This is a genomic window from Microbacterium sp. JZ70, assembly GCF_053903225.1.
The window spans coordinates 2044978-2060094 of the sequence record NZ_CP096405.1; the positions used below are offsets into that span (position 1 = coordinate 2044978).

Annotated in this window: 14 protein-coding genes; 8 read left to right on the forward strand and 6 right to left on the reverse strand. The window is 70.8% G+C overall.

Translation table 11 applies throughout. The features are described from left to right. Window positions 1–20: 20 nt before the first annotated feature. From whiA to M1D46_RS09260, 7 genes are all read left to right on the forward strand, one after another. Entirely contained in the window at window positions 21–995 is a 975-nt protein-coding gene (gene whiA / locus M1D46_RS09230; protein ID WP_271174035.1) for a DNA-binding protein WhiA, read from the forward strand. A 126-nt stretch (window positions 996–1121) separates the two neighbouring features. Then, a complete protein-coding gene (locus tag M1D46_RS09235) occupies window positions 1122–1748 on the forward strand; it encodes a superoxide dismutase (protein ID WP_271174036.1) in 627 nt (208 codons plus the stop codon). A gap of 99 nt (window positions 1749–1847) precedes the next feature. Continuing rightward, window positions 1848–2852, forward strand: coding sequence for a type I glyceraldehyde-3-phosphate dehydrogenase (gene gap, locus M1D46_RS09240; protein WP_271174037.1), 1005 nt, complete (start codon window positions 1848–1850; stop codon window positions 2850–2852). A gap of 82 nt (window positions 2853–2934) precedes the next feature. Next, window positions 2935–4149: a phosphoglycerate kinase gene (locus M1D46_RS09245; protein WP_271174038.1), complete on the forward strand. Its 1215-nt coding sequence runs from the start codon at window positions 2935–2937 to the stop codon at window positions 4147–4149. Then, on the forward strand, window positions 4140–4931 hold the full coding sequence (tpiA, locus tag M1D46_RS09250) for a triose-phosphate isomerase (protein ID WP_271174039.1): 792 nt from the start codon (window positions 4140–4142) through the stop codon (window positions 4929–4931). The genes M1D46_RS09245 and tpiA overlap by 10 nt, the downstream gene beginning before the upstream one ends. Window positions 4932–5029: 98 nt before the next feature. Then, on the forward strand, window positions 5030–5278 hold the full coding sequence (gene secG / locus M1D46_RS09255; RefSeq protein WP_271174040.1) for a preprotein translocase subunit SecG: 249 nt from the start codon (window positions 5030–5032) through the stop codon (window positions 5276–5278). Further along, window positions 5278–5631 carry an RNA polymerase-binding protein RbpA gene (locus M1D46_RS09260; protein ID WP_271174041.1) on the forward strand — a complete coding sequence of 118 codons (354 nt, stop codon included), beginning with the start codon at window positions 5278–5280 and terminating at the stop codon, window positions 5629–5631. Before secG ends, M1D46_RS09260 begins: the two co-directional genes overlap by 1 nt. Window positions 5632–5807: 176 nt before the next feature. Here M1D46_RS09260 and pgl read toward each other — a convergent pair whose 3' ends face one another. Genes pgl through tkt form a run of 6 tightly spaced genes read right to left on the reverse strand, consistent with a single transcriptional unit; the run spans window position 5808 to window position 13881 of the window. Further along, on the reverse strand, window positions 5808–6581 hold the full coding sequence (gene pgl, locus M1D46_RS09265; protein ID WP_456285392.1) for a 6-phosphogluconolactonase: 774 nt from the start codon (window positions 6579–6581) through the stop codon (window positions 5808–5810). Then, entirely contained in the window at window positions 6581–7519 is a 939-nt protein-coding gene (locus M1D46_RS09270) for a glucose-6-phosphate dehydrogenase assembly protein OpcA (RefSeq protein WP_456285393.1), read from the reverse strand. The genes pgl and M1D46_RS09270 overlap by 1 nt, the downstream gene beginning before the upstream one ends. Further along, window positions 7516–9063, reverse strand: a complete 1548-nt coding sequence (gene zwf, locus M1D46_RS09275; RefSeq protein WP_271174045.1) for a glucose-6-phosphate dehydrogenase — start codon at window positions 9061–9063, stop codon at window positions 7516–7518. Before zwf ends, M1D46_RS09270 begins: the two co-directional genes overlap by 4 nt. Window positions 9064–9086: 23 nt before the next feature. After that, window positions 9087–10685 carry a glucose-6-phosphate isomerase gene (locus tag M1D46_RS09280; protein ID WP_271174046.1) on the reverse strand — a complete coding sequence of 533 codons (1599 nt, stop codon included), beginning with the start codon at window positions 10683–10685 and terminating at the stop codon, window positions 9087–9089. Next, window positions 10682–11788 carry a transaldolase gene (gene tal, locus M1D46_RS09285; RefSeq protein ID WP_271174047.1) on the reverse strand — a complete coding sequence of 369 codons (1107 nt, stop codon included), beginning with the start codon at window positions 11786–11788 and terminating at the stop codon, window positions 10682–10684. Before tal ends, M1D46_RS09280 begins: the two co-directional genes overlap by 4 nt. Next, window positions 11785–13881: a transketolase gene (tkt, locus tag M1D46_RS09290; RefSeq protein WP_456285394.1), complete on the reverse strand. Its 2097-nt coding sequence runs from the start codon at window positions 13879–13881 to the stop codon at window positions 11785–11787. The genes tal and tkt overlap by 4 nt, the downstream gene beginning before the upstream one ends. Window positions 13882–14173: 292 nt before the next feature. Here tkt and M1D46_RS09295 point away from each other — a divergent pair, with 292 nt between their 5' ends. Then, entirely contained in the window at window positions 14174–15106 is a 933-nt protein-coding gene (locus M1D46_RS09295) for a heme o synthase (RefSeq protein WP_271174049.1), read from the forward strand. Window positions 15107–15117: the final 11 nt, after the last annotated feature.

Below are 15117 nucleotides of genomic sequence, written 5' to 3' on the forward strand. Positions count from 1 at the left end.
CTTCGAGAGTGGGGAAATCCGTGTCACTGACCGCCGATGTCAAGGCAGAGCTGATCACCGTCAGGGACCCGCGTCCTTCGGTTCGGATCGCTGAGACGACGGCGCTGCTGCGGTTCTCGGGCGGCCTCCACTCCATCGCCGGCCGCGTCGCGGTCGAGGCCGAGGTCGACTCGCCCCACCTCGCGCGCCGCGTCGCGCGCGACATCGCCGAGATCTACGGCGTCCGCCCCGAGATCGCGCACATCCAGGGCTCGGGGTCGCGCGACGGCGAGCACTTCGCGGTGCGAGTCGTCGACGGAGGCGAGACGCTCGCGCGGCAGACCGGCCTGCTCGACCAGCGCCGCCGCCCCGTGCGCGGTCTCCCCAACCGGCTGACCACCGGCACGCGCGACGACCTGGCCGCCATCTGGCGCGGCGCCTTCCTCGGCGCCGGCAGCCTGTCCGAGCCGGGACGCTCGGCGTCGCTCGAGGTCGCCTGCCCGACCGGCGAGGCCGGCATGGCCATCGTCGGAGCGGCCGGGCGCATCGGCATCTCCGCGAAGGCGCGCGAGGTGCGCGGCGTCCCGCGCGTCGTCATCCGCGAAGCCGAGGGCATCCGCGGCATGCTGCAGGCGATCGGCGCCGTCAAGGTCGCGGCCGAGTGGGACCAGATGCGGCAGCGCCGCGAGGTGCGCGCTGGCGTCAACCGCCTCGTGAACTTCGACGACGCCAACCTCCGCCGCTCGGCGCAGGCCGCCGTCGCCGCGTGCGCGCGCGTCGAGCGCGCCCTCGAGATCCTCGGCGAGGACGTCCCCGACCACCTCCGCGAGGCCGGCACGCTCCGACTCGCGCACCGCGACGCGAGCCTCGACGAGCTCGGACACCACGCCGACCCGCCGCTCACGAAGGACGCCGTCGCCGGTCGCATCCGCCGTCTGCTCGCGATGGCCGACAAGCGCGCCGAGCAGGAGGGCATCCCGGGCACGCAGGCCGCGGTGCCCGTCGGCGCGGAGTAATCCGGCGTCAAGGCCCATCCCCGGTCCCCCCGCGTCATTAGGATGTGAGGGAACCCTCCGTCCGCGCAGCGGGGAGGCACCGGACAGCGCCGCTCGGCGGCGCCGAGAGATGGGAAGAATCGACGCATGGCGAAGTACACGCTCCCGGAGCTCACCTACGACTACGCAGCCCTCGAGCCGCACATCAGCGGCCGCATCATGGAGCTGCACCACTCCAAGCACCACGCGACGTACGTCGCCGGCGCCAACACCGCGCTCGAGCAGCTCGCTGAGGCTCGTGCGAAGGGCGAGTTCGCGAACGTCAACAAGCTCGAGAAGGACCTCGCGTTCAACCTGGGCGGGCACACCAACCACTCGATCTTCTGGACGAACCTCACGCCCGAGGGCCAGGAGCGCCCCGAGGGCGAGATCGCCGCGGCGATCGACGAGTACTTCGGCGGGTTCGAGGGCTTCCAAGGCCAGTTCAACGCGGCCGCCCTCGGCATCCAGGGGTCCGGCTGGGCCGGCGTCTTCTGGGACTCGATCGGCCAGCAGCTGATCATCCAGCAGTTCTTCGACCAGCAGTCGCAGTTCGCGGCGGGCACCGTCCCCGTCCTGCTGCTGGACATGTGGGAGCACGCCTTCTACCTCGACTACCAGAACGTGAAGGCGGACTACGTCAAGGCGTTCTGGAACATCGTCAACTGGGACAACGTGCAGCAGCGTCTCGCCGCCGCACGCGAGAAGACCGCCGGTCTCCTGGTAGCGTCCTGAGTGACACGGCCGTCCGACGCGGGGTGCGAGCCCGCCCGGACGGCCTTCCCCTCCACAGCGCCTGTGCGGGCGCACCAACGATATTCAGGAGAAGACCCAGTGTCTGTTCGGATCGGAATCAACGGCTTCGGTCGTATCGGCCGCAACTACCTCCGCGCGGCTCTCGCGCAGGGGGCTGACCTCGAGATCGTCGCCGTCAACGACCTCACCGACAACAAGACCCTCGCGCACCTGCTCAAGTACGACTCGATCCTGGGCGTGCTCGACCAGGAGGTCACCTACGACGAGACGTCGATCACGGTCGGCGGCCGCAAGATCGCCGCCCTCGCGGAGCGCGACCCGGCGGCCCTGCCCTGGGGCGAGCTCGGCGTCGACATCGTCATCGAGTCGACCGGTCGCTTCACGAACGCCGACGACGCGCGCAAGCACATCGAGGGCGGCGCGAAGAAGGTCATCATCTCGGCTCCCGCGAAGGGCGAGGACGCGACGTTCGTCCTCGGCGTGAACGAGGACCAGTACGACCACGAGAACCACCACATCATCTCGAACGCGTCGTGCACCACGAACTGCCTCGCACCCCTGGCGAAGGTGTTCAACGACAAGTTCGGCATCGTTCGCGGCCTCATGACCACGGTCCACGCGTACACGGCGGACCAGAACCTCCAGGACGGTCCGCACTCGGACCTCCGCCGCGCCCGCGCCGCCGCGCTCAACATCGTGCCGACCTCGACCGGTGCGGCCAAGGCCATCGGCCTCGTGCTGCCCGAGCTCAAGGGCAAGCTCGACGGCTTCGCGCTCCGCGTGCCGGTCCCCACCGGCTCGATCACCGACCTCACGGTCGAGACCGAGCGCGAGCTCACCCTCGACGAGATCAAGGCCGCCTACAAGGAGGCCGCGGAGGGCCCGCTCAAGGGCATCCTCAAGTACACCGAGGACGAGATCGTGTCGAGCGACATCACGCACGACCCGCACTCGTCGATCTTCGACGCCGGCCTGCTCCGCGTGCTCGGCACGCAGGTCAAGCTCTCGTCGTGGTACGACAACGAGTGGGGCTACTCGAACCGCCTCGTCGACCTCACCGAGCTGGTCGCCTCGAAGTTCTGACAGACGGACAGCTCCCGGGAAGCCCGTCGGCATGTGGTGTGCACCCGTGCCGGCGGGCTTCCCGCCTGTAGATTGAGAAACGATGTCACTGCGAACACTCGATACCCTCGGCGATCTCGCCGGCAAGCGCGTCATCATCCGATGCGACTTCAACGTCCCGCTCGCGGACGGCGTCATCACCGATGACGGCCGCCTCCGCGCGTCGCTGCCCACGCTGACCGCCCTGCTCGACGCGGGCGCTCGCGTCGTGGCGGTCTCGCACCTCGGGCGCCCCAAGGGCGAGCCCGACCCCCAGTACAGCCTCAAGCCGGTCGCGGACCGTCTCGCCGAGCTGCTCGACCGCCCTGTCGCCTTCGCGACGGACACGGTCGGCGACTCCGCGCGCGAGACCGCCGGCGCACTCGAGGACGGCCAGCTCGCCGTGCTCGAGAACCTGCGCTTCAACGCGGGCGAGACCGCGAAGGACGACGCAGAGCGCGGCGCCTTCGCCGATCAGCTCGCCGAGCTCGCCGACGTGATGGTGTCCGACGGGTTCGGCGTCGTGCACCGCAAGCAGGCGAGCGTCTACGACCTCGCTCAGAAGCTCCCGAGCGCCGCCGGCCTGCTCATCGCCAAGGAGCTCGAGGTGCTGGACACCCTGACCGAGAGCCCGGTGCGCCCGTACACGGTCGTGCTCGGCGGATCGAAGGTGTCCGACAAGCTCGGCGTCATCGACCACCTGCTCCCGCGTGTCGACCGCATCCTCATCGGCGGCGGCATGCTCTTCACGTTCCTCGCCGCGCAGGGCCACAAGGTCGCGTCGAGCCTCCTCGAGGCCGACCAGATCGAGACCGCCCAGGGGTACATCCGCACGGCGGAGGAGAAGGGCGTGCAGCTGATCCTCCCGACCGATGTGGTCGTGGCCTCGAAGTTCGGCGCCGACGCGGAGCACGTCGTGACCGCGGCCGACGCGATCGAGGAGTCGCCCTTCGGCGCCTCGGGCCTCGGGCTCGACATCGGACCGGAGACCTCGGCGGCGTTCGCCGAGGCCATCCGCGGCTCGAAGACCGTGTTCTGGAACGGCCCGATGGGCGTGTTCGAGCTCGAGCCGTTCGCGGCGGGCACGAAGGCCGTGGCGCAGGCGCTCACCGAGGTCGACGGACTCAGCGTCGTCGGCGGGGGAGACTCCGCGGCCGCCGTGCGCCAGCTCGGGTTCGACGACTCGGCGTTCGGTCACATCTCGACCGGCGGCGGCGCCAGCCTCGAGTTCCTCGAGGGCAAGAAGCTTCCCGGACTGGAGGTGCTCGGATGGGCGTGACGAAGAGGACCCCGCTGATCGCGGGGAACTGGAAGATGAACCTCGACCACCTGCAGGCGGTCGCGCTCGTGCAGAAGCTGCACTGGGCTCTCAAGGACGCCAAGCACGAGGACGGCAGCGTCGAGGTGGCGGTCTTCCCGCCGTTCACCGACCTGCGCAGCGTGCAGACGCTCCTCGACGCCGACAAGATCGCGTTCACGCTGGGCGCGCAGGACCTGTCGACGCACGACGAGGGCGCCTACACGGGCGAGATCTCGGGCGCGTTCCTCAAGAAGCTCGCCGTGTCGCAGGTCATCATCGGGCACTCGGAGCGCCGCGAGTACCACGCGGAGACCGACGAGGTCGTCGCCGCGAAGGTCCAGGCCGCGCTGCGCCACGAGCTCGTCCCCGTGATCTGCGTGGGCGAGACGAGCGAGGACCTCGAGAAGCACGGCGCGAGCGCCGTGCCGGTCGCGCAGCTCGAGAAGGCGATCGCGGGCGTGCCCGCCGACGCGGAGATCGTCGTCGCCTACGAGCCGGTCTGGGCGATCGGATCGGGCCAGGCCGCGACGCCGCAGCAGGCGCAGGAGGTGTGCGCGAAGCTCCGCGAGGTGCTCGCCGACAGGCTCGGCGCCGACACCGCGGCGCGCACGCGCGTGCTCTACGGCGGCTCGGTCAAGGCGGCCAACATCGCGAGCTTCATGCGCGAGCCCGACGTCGACGGTGCGCTCGTCGGCGGAGCCAGCATCAAGGTCGACGAGTTCGCCTCGATCATCCGCTTCGAGAAGCACGTCGGCGTGTGAGCGCATGCGGCCCGGGCGCGTGCGCTCGGGCCGCATGCCCCTCGCCGTATACTGAACTCCTGTGCGCGGCGCACGCGCGCACTCACGAAAGGCTCTCCGTGGAAGTTCTCGAGTTCATCCTCCAGGTCATCCTGGGCGTCACCAGCCTCCTGCTGACGCTGCTCATCCTCCTGCACAAGGGCCGCGGCGGCGGGCTCTCCGACATGTTCGGCGGCGGGATGTCGCAGGCCGTGGGCTCGTCGGGCCTCGCCGAGCGCAACCTGAACTACCTGACCGTCATCCTCGCGCTGGTGTGGTTCCTCTCGATCGTCGGCCTGGGCCTCATCACCAAGTTCCAGGTGATCTGATGGCCGTCGGCGGCAACGCGATCCGCGGGACGCGCGTCGGATCGGGCCCTATGGGCGAGCAGGACCACGGCCACCACGCCGATCGCGTGGCGGTGTCGTACTGGGATGCGCTCGGCAACGAGACCGTGCGGTACTACGCGGCGGGCGTGGCCGAGGAGGAGATCCCCGACGTCATCGACCATCCGCACTCCGGGCTGCCTGCGGGGCGCGACCGCGAGAACCCGCCGGAGGCCTCGCGCAACGAGCCCTACAAGACGCACCTCGCGTACGTGAAGGAGCGCCGCACGGACGAGGAGGCCGAAGAGCTCCTCGGCGACGCGCTGCAGAAGCTCCGCGAGAAGCGCGGCCAGTAGCCGATCCGCGAGAAGGCCCCCGATCCTGAGGATCGGGGGCCTTCTCGCTGCGCTCGCGATGCGTTTCGCCTCGCTTCGCTCGCTCAACGACTGGAGGCGGCTCGCTGCGCTCGCGATGCGTTTCGCCTCGCTGCGCTCGCTCAACGACCGGAGGCGGCTCGCTTCGCTCGCGATGTCTAGTCGGGGTCGATGAGGTCGTCGGGCACCTCGGCGGCCGCGGCCGCATCGGTGAACACGATCGTCTGCTCGGTGCCGTATGCGCCCGCCGCCGGAACGGAGGCGTAGCTCGCGCCCGCCATTACGAGCCCGAGAGCCGAGGCCTTGTCGGCGCCGGCCAGCACCATCCACACCCGCGCGGAGCCGTTGATGACGGGGCGGGTGAACGTGACGCGCTCGGGCGGCGGCTTGGGGGAGTCGCGCACCGGCAGCACCACGGCGTCGGTCACCGCGACCTCACCGCGATCGGGGAAGAGCGAGGCGACGTGGCCGTCGGGGCCGACGCCGAGGAAGCACACGTCGAACGCGGGGAAGCGGCGCTCCTCGGACGACGCGAAGCGCGCGAGCTCGTCCGCGTAGGCCGTCGCCGCCTCGTCGAGGGTGACCCCGTCGTCGGCTGCGGCCGGCGCGTGGACGTTCTCGGCCGGGATGGCGATGCGGTCGATGAGCGCCGCGCGGGCCTGACCCGCGTTGCGCTCGGCATCGCCGCGCGGCACGAACCGCTCGTCGCTCCACCACAGGTGGACGAGCGACCAGTCGATGTTGTCCCGCCAGGGGTGCGCGGCCGTCGCCTCGAGGACCGCGATGCCCATCGAGCCGCCCGTGAGCGACACGTGCACGGGGCGCGAGAGCTGGGTGAGCTGCGCCAGCAGTCCCACGAAGCGGTTCGCGACGTGCTCCGCGAGCGCGGGCTTGTCGGGCTGGACGACGACCCGCGTGTCGGCGTCGGCCATCAGAACTCCTCCGTGGGCGGCCCCAGGCGCTCCCAGCCGTCCGTGAGGACGCGGCCGTACAGCAGGTCGGGGTCGAGGCGACGCAGCTCCTCGGCGATGCACTCGCGCAGCGAGCGGCGGGGGAGGAGGAGCACGTGGTCGGGCTGGCCCGGCTGGGTGAGGCGCGCGTGCGTCGCGCTCGTGCGCTCGAGCACGATGTCGCCTCCCGCGCGGCGCAGCACGACGGAGTGGATGCCGTGGTTCCAGCGCTCGGGCGCCTCGTAGCACCACCCGACGGGCACGTCGAGCGCCATCCCGAGCCAGGCGGCGAGGAGGGCGGTCGACGGAGACGTCGAGGCGCCGCGCACCTCGACGGCCGTGACGGGCTCGAACGGCGGCTGGTCGAGCACCGCAGCGAGCTGCTCGCGCCAGCGCGTGAGGCGGGTCCACGCGAGGTCGGTGTCGCCGGGCGTGTAGACGAGGTCGAGCTGGCGCAGGCGGTCTGGCGCGTACGGAGCGGTGGACGTGTCGGTGATGCGCCGCTGGGCGATGCGGCCGAGCGCGTCCTTGCCGGGGCGTGCGGGCGGCTCGTCGGGCCACCACACGACGACGGGCGCGTCGGGCAGCAGCAGGCCGGTGATGAGGGTCTCCTCGTTGCTCGCCGCGGGGCCGAATGCGCGCAGCACGATGACCTCGCTCGCGCCCGCGTCGCCGCCCACGCGGATCTCGGCGTCGAGCCTCGCCTCGCCGCGCGGGTCGGTCACGAGCACGATGACGCGCATCGGGTGCTCGCGCGACGCGTCGTTCGCGGCGTCGATGACGGCCTCGTCGAGCGTCCGCTTCGACTTGATGATGAGCGTGAGCACGCGGCCGAGAGCGACCGCGCCGCCCTCCTCGCGCACGGAGACGAGGCGCTTGGCGACCTCGCTGACGCTGGTGTCGGGAAGGTCGATGATCACGGGCGCCTCCAAACGCGGCCGTCGCGGGCGAGGAGCGCGTCGGCGGATGCCGGCCCCCACGACCCGGAGTCGTACTGCTCGAGCGGCTCGTCGAGCGAAGCCCAGTACTCCTCCACGGGGTCGAGGATGCGCCAGGACAGCTCGACCTCCTCGTGGCGGGGGAACAGGGGCGGGTCGCCGAGCAGCACGTCGAGGATGAGCCGCTCATACGCCTCGGGGCTGGCCTCGGTGAACGCGTGGCCGTACCCGAAGTCCATCGTGACGTCGCGGACGTTCGTGCCGGCGCCCGGGACCTTCGAGCCGAAGCGCAGCGTCACGCCCTCGTCCGGCTGCACGCGGATGACGAGCGCGTTCTGGCCGAGCTCGCTCGTCTGGCCGCGCGAGAACAGGTGCTCGGGGGCGCGCTTGAACACGACCGCGATCTCGGTCACACGACGCCCGAGGCGCTTGCCCGTGCGGACGTAGAACGGCACTCCGGCCCAGCGGCGGGTGTTGATGTCGAGCTTGATGGCCGCGTACGTCTCCGTGCGCGACTCCGGGCTCATCCCGTCCTCCTCGAGGAAGCCGGTCACCTTCTTCCCGCCCTGCCATCCGCCCGCGTACTGCCCGCGCGCGGTCGCCGTGGAGAGGTCGGCCGGCAGCGTGACGGCCGCGAGCACCTTCTCCTTCTCCGCGCGCAGGTGCTCGGCGGAGAGGCTGATCGGCTCCTCCATGGCGGTGAGGGCGAGCAGCTGCAGCAGATGGTTCTGGATGACGTCGCGCGCCGCGCCGACGCCGTCGTAGTAGCCCGCACGACCGCTCACGCCGATGTCCTCGGCCATCGTGATCTGCACGTGGTCGACGTAGTTGCGGTTCCAGATCGGCTCGTACAGCTCGTTCGCGAAGCGCAGCGCCAGGATGTTCTGGACCGTCTCCTTGCCGAGGTAGTGGTCGATGCGGAAGATCGAGTCGGCCGGGAACGCGGCCTCGAGGGCGTCGTTGAGCTCGCGCGCGGACTCGAGGTCGTGGCCGAACGGCTTCTCGATGACCACGCGGCGCCAGCGGTTGTCGTCGGGCTTGTCGTCGACGAGCCCCGACTCGAGCAGCTGCTGCGCGACGACGGGGAACGACTTCGGCGGGATCGACAGGTAGAACGCGTGGTTGCCCATCGTCCCGCGCTCGACGTCGAGGGTGTCGACGGTCTCGCGCAGACGGCGGAATGCCGCGGGGTCGTCGAACTCGCCCTGCACGAAGCGGATGCCCTGCGCGAGCTGCTGCCAGGTCTCCTCGCGGTACTCGGTGCGCGCGTGCTGCTTGACGGCCTCCTGCACCACCTGGGCGAAGTCCTCGTCCTCCCAGTCACGGCGGGCGAACCCGACCAGTGCGAAGCCGGGGGGCAGCAGGCCGCGGTTGGCCAGGTCGTACACCGCGGGCATGAGCTTCTTGCGCGAGAGATCGCCGGTGACACCGAAGATCACGAGGGCACTGGGCCCCGCGATGCGGTTGAGGCGGCGGTCATCGGGATCGCGCAGCGGATTGACGCCGCGCGAGATGTCAACGGTCATGAAAGGGGGGACTCCTCTTGCCCTTACTGCGCTGCTTCGAACAGCGAGAGAACCTCGGTCTGGGGATCGGTGAGAGTGAGCGTCACGACGGGCCGGCCGAGCGCGGCCAGGACCTTCGCGTCGCCGTCGGCCTGCGCCTCGATGAGCTGCCCGAACGTGAAGGGGAGACCGGGGATCTCGAGGTCGACCGGCGTGCGCTCCGTGATCTGCACGAAGACGCCCTGCGCGGGGCCGCCCTTGTGATACTGCCCGGTCGAGTGGAGGAACCGCGGCCCCCACCCGAAGGTCGCGGGGCGACCCGAGTCGGCGGCGACCATCTCGCGCAGGCCGTCGAGCTGCGGCACCTCGGTGCGCGCGACGTAGGCCTGGATCGAGACGTACCCGTCCTCCGGCAGACGCGCCCACAGCGCGTCCAGGACGCCCGCGATCGTCCCCGACTCGGCGAGTGCGGGGTCGCTCACGCGCACCTCGACGCCGTCCTCCGTGAAGGCGGGGGCGGCGGGCTCGGGACGCTGCGCGAGAAGTCCGCGCGCGGCCTCCTTCGCCGACTCGACGTCGGGCTGATCGAACGGGTTCACCCCGATGAGACGCGACGCGACCGCGACCGCGTACTCCCACACGAGGAACTGCTCGCCGAGCGCTCCGCTCACGAGCACCTCGCCGGGGTTGTGGTGCGGCGCATCGTCGACGTCGTCGACGATGCGCACGAGCTGCATGTCGGACGGCGTCTGCTCGACCTCGGGGGAGACCGGGAGGAGGACGACCGGCAGGATGCCCTTGCCGTCCTTGCCTGTGGACTCTGCGAGCAGCTGCTCGATCCAGTCGGGGAGTCCCTCGAGGCGCGTGCCGTCGGCGATGAGGCCGAGCTTGTCGCGGCGCGGCTCGGTCGCGGCGATCGCCGCTCCCAGCACGAGAGCGGGGTTCGACGGCGAGTCGATCGCGACGTCGAGCATCACGGCCTCCGCTTCGTCGAGCAGCCGCTCGATGTCCGCGCCGGCGAGGCCGCTCGGCACGAGGCCGAACGCCGTGAGGGCGGAGTAGCGGCCGCCCACCTCGGGGTCGGCGGCGAAGACGCGATAGCCGGCCTCTCGGGCAGCCGTGTCGAGCGGCGAGCCCGGGTCGGTCACGACGACGATGCGCTCTGCGGGGTCGATGCCGAGATCGCGGAAGGCGGTCTCGAAGACGCGGCGGTGCGCGTCGGTCTCGACGGTCGAGCCGGACTTCGACGAGACGACGAGCGCCGTGCGCTCGAGGCCGCCGTCCAGAGCGGCCAGCACGTCGCCCGGGGAGGTCGAGTCGAGGATGTCGAGCTCGACGCCGGCCGAGCGCGCGATCACCTCGGGGGCGAGCGACGAGCCGCCCATCCCCGAGAGGACGATGCGGTCCACGCCGCGCGCGCGGAGGTCGTCGCGCAGAGCGACGATCTCCGCCACGAGCGGGCGCGAGTTCGCGACGGCCTGGACCCAGCCGAGCCGGCGCGCCGCCTCGCCCTCCGCCGAGGAGCCCCACAGGGTGGGGTCCTCGGCGGTGATGCCCGATGCGACGAGGTCCGCGACGAGGCCGGGAACGGCCTCCTCTGCGGCGGTCCTCGCCGCACCGGACACGCGGATGGCGAATGTCACTTGGCGGACTCCAGCGCGGTGCGCACGGTCTCCTGGAGGTCGTGCCACGACGCGATGAACTTCTCGACGCCCTCGTCCTCGAGCACCTGGGTCACGTCGGCGAAGTCGACGCCCACGCCCGCGAGCGCGGAGAAGACCTCGCGCGCGTCCTCGTACGCGCCCGTCACGGTGTCGCCCGTGACGACGCCGTGGTCGAACGTGGCCTGGAGCGTCTTCTCGGGCATCGTGTTGACGACGCCCGGTGCGACGAGCTCGGTCACGTAGAGGGTGTCGGGAAGCGCCGGGTCCTTGACGCCGGTCGAGGCCCACAGCGGACGCTGCAGGTTCGCGCCGGCGGCGAGCAGGCCCTTCGCGCGGTCCTCCGCGAACTTCTGCTCGAACAGCTCGTACGCCAGGCGCGCGTTGGCGAGGCCGGCCTTCGACTTGAGCGCGAGCGCCTCGTCCGTGCCGATCGCCGCGAGGCGCTTGTCGACCTCGGTGTCCACGCGCGACACGAAGAACGACGCGACGGAGTGGATGCCCGACAGGTCGTGCCCGGCCTCCTTCGCCTTCTCGAGGCCGGCGAGGTAGGCGTCGATGACCTCGGCGTAGCGCTCGAGGCTGAAGATCAGCGTGACGTTGACGGAGATGCCCGCGCCGATCACCTCGGTGATGGCGGGCAGGCCCGCCTTCGTCGCGGGGATCTTGATGAGGACGTTCTCGCGGTCGACGGCCGCGTGGAGCTGCTTCGCCTGCGCGATCGTGCCCTCGGTGTCGTGGGCCAGGTCGGGGGAGACCTCGATCGACACGCGCCCGTCCACGCCGTTCGTGCGGTCGTAGATCGGACGGAAGATGTCGCAGGCGTCGCTCACGTCGGTCGTCGTGAGCGCGAAGATCGCGTCGTCGGCCGAGGCGCCCGCCGCGGCCTGCGCCGCGATCGAGTCCTCGTAGCCCACGTGCGCCGAGATCGCGCCCTGGAAGATCGTCGGGTTCGTCGTGATGCCCACGACGTCGCGCGTCTCGATGAGCTCGTGCAGGTTGCCCGACGTGATGCGCGAGCGCGACAGGTCGTCGAGCCAGATGCTGACGCCGGCGGCGGACAGGTCTGCGGTGGGGGAGGTCATGCGTTCTCCTTGAGGGTCTCGCGTGCGGCCGCCACGACGGCGTCCGCGGTGATGCCGAACTTCTCGAACAGCGTCTTGTAGTCGGCGGAGGCGCCGAAGTGCTCGATGGAGACCGAGCGGCCCTTGTCGCCGACGATGCCGCGCCACGTGAGCGCGACGCCCGCCTCGACCGAGACGCGCGCGGTGACGGACGAGGGCAGCACGCTCTCGCGGTACTCCTCGCTCTGCTCGGCGAACCACTCGAGCGACGGCGCGGACACGACGCGCGCGTTCACGCCGTCGGCCGCGAGGCGCTCGCGCGCCTCGACGGCGAGCTGCACCTCGGAGCCCGTCGCGATGAGGATGACATCGGGCGTGCCGTTCGGCGCCTCGGCCAGGATGTAGGCGCCCTTGACGGCGTGAGCCGCGGAGGCGAACACGTCGCCGCGCGCCTCCCCGTCGCCGCGCTCGTAGACGGGGATGTTCTGACGCGTGAGCGCGATGCCCGCGGGGCCCTGACGGCGACGCAGGATCTCGAGCCACACGACGCCCGTCTCGTTGGCGTCCGCGGGACGCACGACCGCGAGGTTCGGGATCGAGCGGAGCGTCGCGAGCTGCTCGACGGGCTGGTGCGTCGGGCCGTCCTCGCCGAGGGCGACGGAGTCGTGCGTCCAGACGAACACGCTGGGCACGTTCATGAGCGCCGCGAGACGGACCGCGGGGCGCATGTAGTCGCTGAAGATGAGGAACGTGCCGCCGAAGGCGCGCGTCGGGCCGTGCAGGACGATGCCGTTGAGGATGGCGCCCATCGCGTGCTCGCGGATGCCGAAGTGCAGCACGCGGCCGTAGGGGTTGCCCGACCACTCGTGCGTCGACCACTCGGCGGGGATGAACGACGCGGCGTCCTTGATCGTCGTGAGGTTCGACTCGGCGAGGTCGGCGGAGCCGCCCCACAGCTCGGGCAGTTCGGCCGCGAGGGCGTTGATGACCTGGCCCGACGCGGCGCGCGTGGACACGTCCTTGCCCGCCTCGAACACGGGAAGCGCGCTCTCGATGCCCTCGGGCAGCTCGCCCGCCTGCAGGCGGTCCCACAGCGCCTTGCGCTCGGGGTTCGCCTCGGCCCACGCGTCGAACGCCTTCTGCCACTCGGCGTGCGCGGCGGCGCCGCGCTCGACGAGCTGGCGCGTGTGCGCGATCACGTCGTCGGCGACCGCGAAGTGCTCCTCGGGGTCGAACCCGAGGACCTTCTTCGTCGCGGCGAGCTCCTCGGCGCCGAGCTTCGCGCCGTGGATCTTGCCGGAGTTCTGCTTGCCCGGCGAGGGGTAGCCGATGATCGTCTTCAGGATGATGAGCGACGGCTTCGAGGTCTCGGCCTTGGCCGCCTCGATCGCCGCGAACAGCTCCTGCACGTCCTCGACGTACTCGCCCGACTTCTTCCAGTCGACCGTGAGCACCTGCCAGCCGTACGCCTCGTAGCGCGCGGCGACATCCTCGGTGAAGGCGACGTTCGTGTCGTCCTCGATCGAGATCTGGTTCGAGTCGTAGATCGCGATGAGGTTGCCGAGCTGCTGGTGGCCCGCGAGCGAGCCGGCCTCGCTCGTGACGCCCTCCTGCAGGTCGCCGTCGCCCGCGATCACGTAGATGTGGTGGTCGAACGGGCTCTCGCCCGCCGGCGCCTCGGGGTCGAACAGGCCGCGCTCGTAGCGCGCCGCGTACGCGAAGCCGACCGACGAGGCCAGGCCCTGACCGAGCGGGCCGGTCGTGATCTCGACGCCCTTCGTGTGGCCGTACTCGGGGTGGCCGGGGGTCAGCGAGCCCCACGTGCGCAGCGCCTTGAGGTCGTCGAGCTCGAGCCCGAAGCCGCCGAGGTACAGCTGCACGTACTGGGTCAGCGAGGAGTGGCCAGCGGACAGGATGAACCGGTCGCGACCGGGCCACTGCGTGTCCGCAGGGTCGTGCCGCAGCACCCGCTGGTACAGGAGGTACGCCGCGGGAGCGAGGCTCATCGCCGTTCCCGGGTGGCCGTTGCCGACCTTCTCCACGGCGTCTGCCGCCAGCAGGCGTGCTGTGTCCACAGCGCGCCGATCGATCTCATCCCAACGCAGTTCCGACACCGGACCGCCTTTCGTGGTGGGGCTTGTGCGCCCGGCTCTCGGTCCGCGGATCCCGTAACACAGGCGAAGCAGACGGCACTCGGGCGCGCGTTTCTGGCCCCAGCATAGCCTCGCGGCGGATGGGGCGTGCCGGTCTGTGACGACCGGTTGCGCCGAGTGTGGCAGAGCGCTGTGACGCGCGGGTGACGTGCATCTCACGACGCCGGCCGCACGGGTGTGAGGAGGATCCGGGCGGCGCGCCGATGGCCTAGAATCGGATGTGCCTGTGCCAGCCGAGGGGAGACGTGAGCGCATGTCCACGACGATCGTCGATTCGGATCGGACCTCGCGTCAGCGTCTCGGCCGGAAGATCCGCGCGTACGTCGCGCTCACGAAGCCGCGCGTGCTCGAGCTGCTGCTCGTGTCGACCGTGCCGGTCATGTTCCTCGCCGCGAACGGCGTCCCGAACCTCTGGCTCGTGCTCGCGACCGTCATCGGCGGATCGCTGAGCGCCGGGTCCGCGGCCGCGTTCAACATGTACATCGACCGCGACATCGACGCGCACATGGCGCGCACCGAGAACCGGCCGATCGTGACGGGGGAGATCTCGCCCCGCAGCGCGCTCGTGTTCGCGTGGACCCTCGCGATCGTCTCGACCGTCTGGTTCCTGGCGACGACGAATCTCCTGACGGCGTCGCTGTCGGCGTTCGCGATCTTCTTCTACGTCGTGATCTACACGATGATCCTCAAGCGCCGCACCGAGCAGAACATCGTCTGGGGCGGCATCGCCGGGTGCTTCCCGGTGCTCATCGGCTGGGCCGCCGTCACGAACGGCCTGGACTGGGCGCCCTTCATCCTCTTCGCGCTCGTGTTCCTGTGGACGCCGCCGCACTACTGGCCGCTCTCCATCAAGTACGCGGTCGACTACGAGAACACCGACGTCCCGATGCTCGGGGCCACGCGATCGGGATCCCAGGTCGGCCTGCAGATCATCCTCTACGCATGGGCGACCGTCGCGTGCTCGCTCCTGCTGATCCCGGTCGCCGGCATGGGCCTCGTGTACTCGGTGTCGGCGCTCGTCTTCGGCGGCTGGTTCATCTACGAGTCGCACCGGCTCTACAACCGCACGGTGCTCGAGCAGGACGGCGAGAGCCGACCGCGCCCGATGCGCGTCTTCCACGCGTCGATCACGTACCTCACGCTCGTCTTCGTCGCCGTCGCGGTCGACCCGCTGCTGCCGTTCTGACGCGTCCGGCG

Excerpts from the sequence above, each read along its gene's own strand:
- zwf (WP_271174045.1), bottom strand. The coding sequence starts at position 9,063 with ATGACCGTTGACATCTCGCGCGGCGTCAATCCGCTGCGCGATCCCGAT.
- M1D46_RS09295 (WP_271174049.1), top strand. The coding sequence starts at position 14,174 with ATGTCCACGACGATCGTCGATTCGGATCGGACCTCGCGTCAGCGTCTC.
- tal (WP_271174047.1), bottom strand. The coding sequence starts at position 11,788 with ATGACCTCCCCCACCGCAGACCTGTCCGCCGCCGGCGTCAGCATCTGG.
- tpiA (WP_271174039.1), top strand. The coding sequence starts at position 4,140 with ATGGGCGTGACGAAGAGGACCCCGCTGATCGCGGGGAACTGGAAGATG.
- M1D46_RS09260 (WP_271174041.1), top strand. The coding sequence starts at position 5,278 with ATGGCCGTCGGCGGCAACGCGATCCGCGGGACGCGCGTCGGATCGGGC.
- M1D46_RS09245 (WP_271174038.1), top strand. The coding sequence starts at position 2,935 with ATGTCACTGCGAACACTCGATACCCTCGGCGATCTCGCCGGCAAGCGC.
- pgl (WP_456285392.1), bottom strand. The coding sequence starts at position 6,581 with ATGGCCGACGCCGACACGCGGGTCGTCGTCCAGCCCGACAAGCCCGCG.
- M1D46_RS09235 (WP_271174036.1), top strand. The coding sequence starts at position 1,122 with ATGGCGAAGTACACGCTCCCGGAGCTCACCTACGACTACGCAGCCCTC.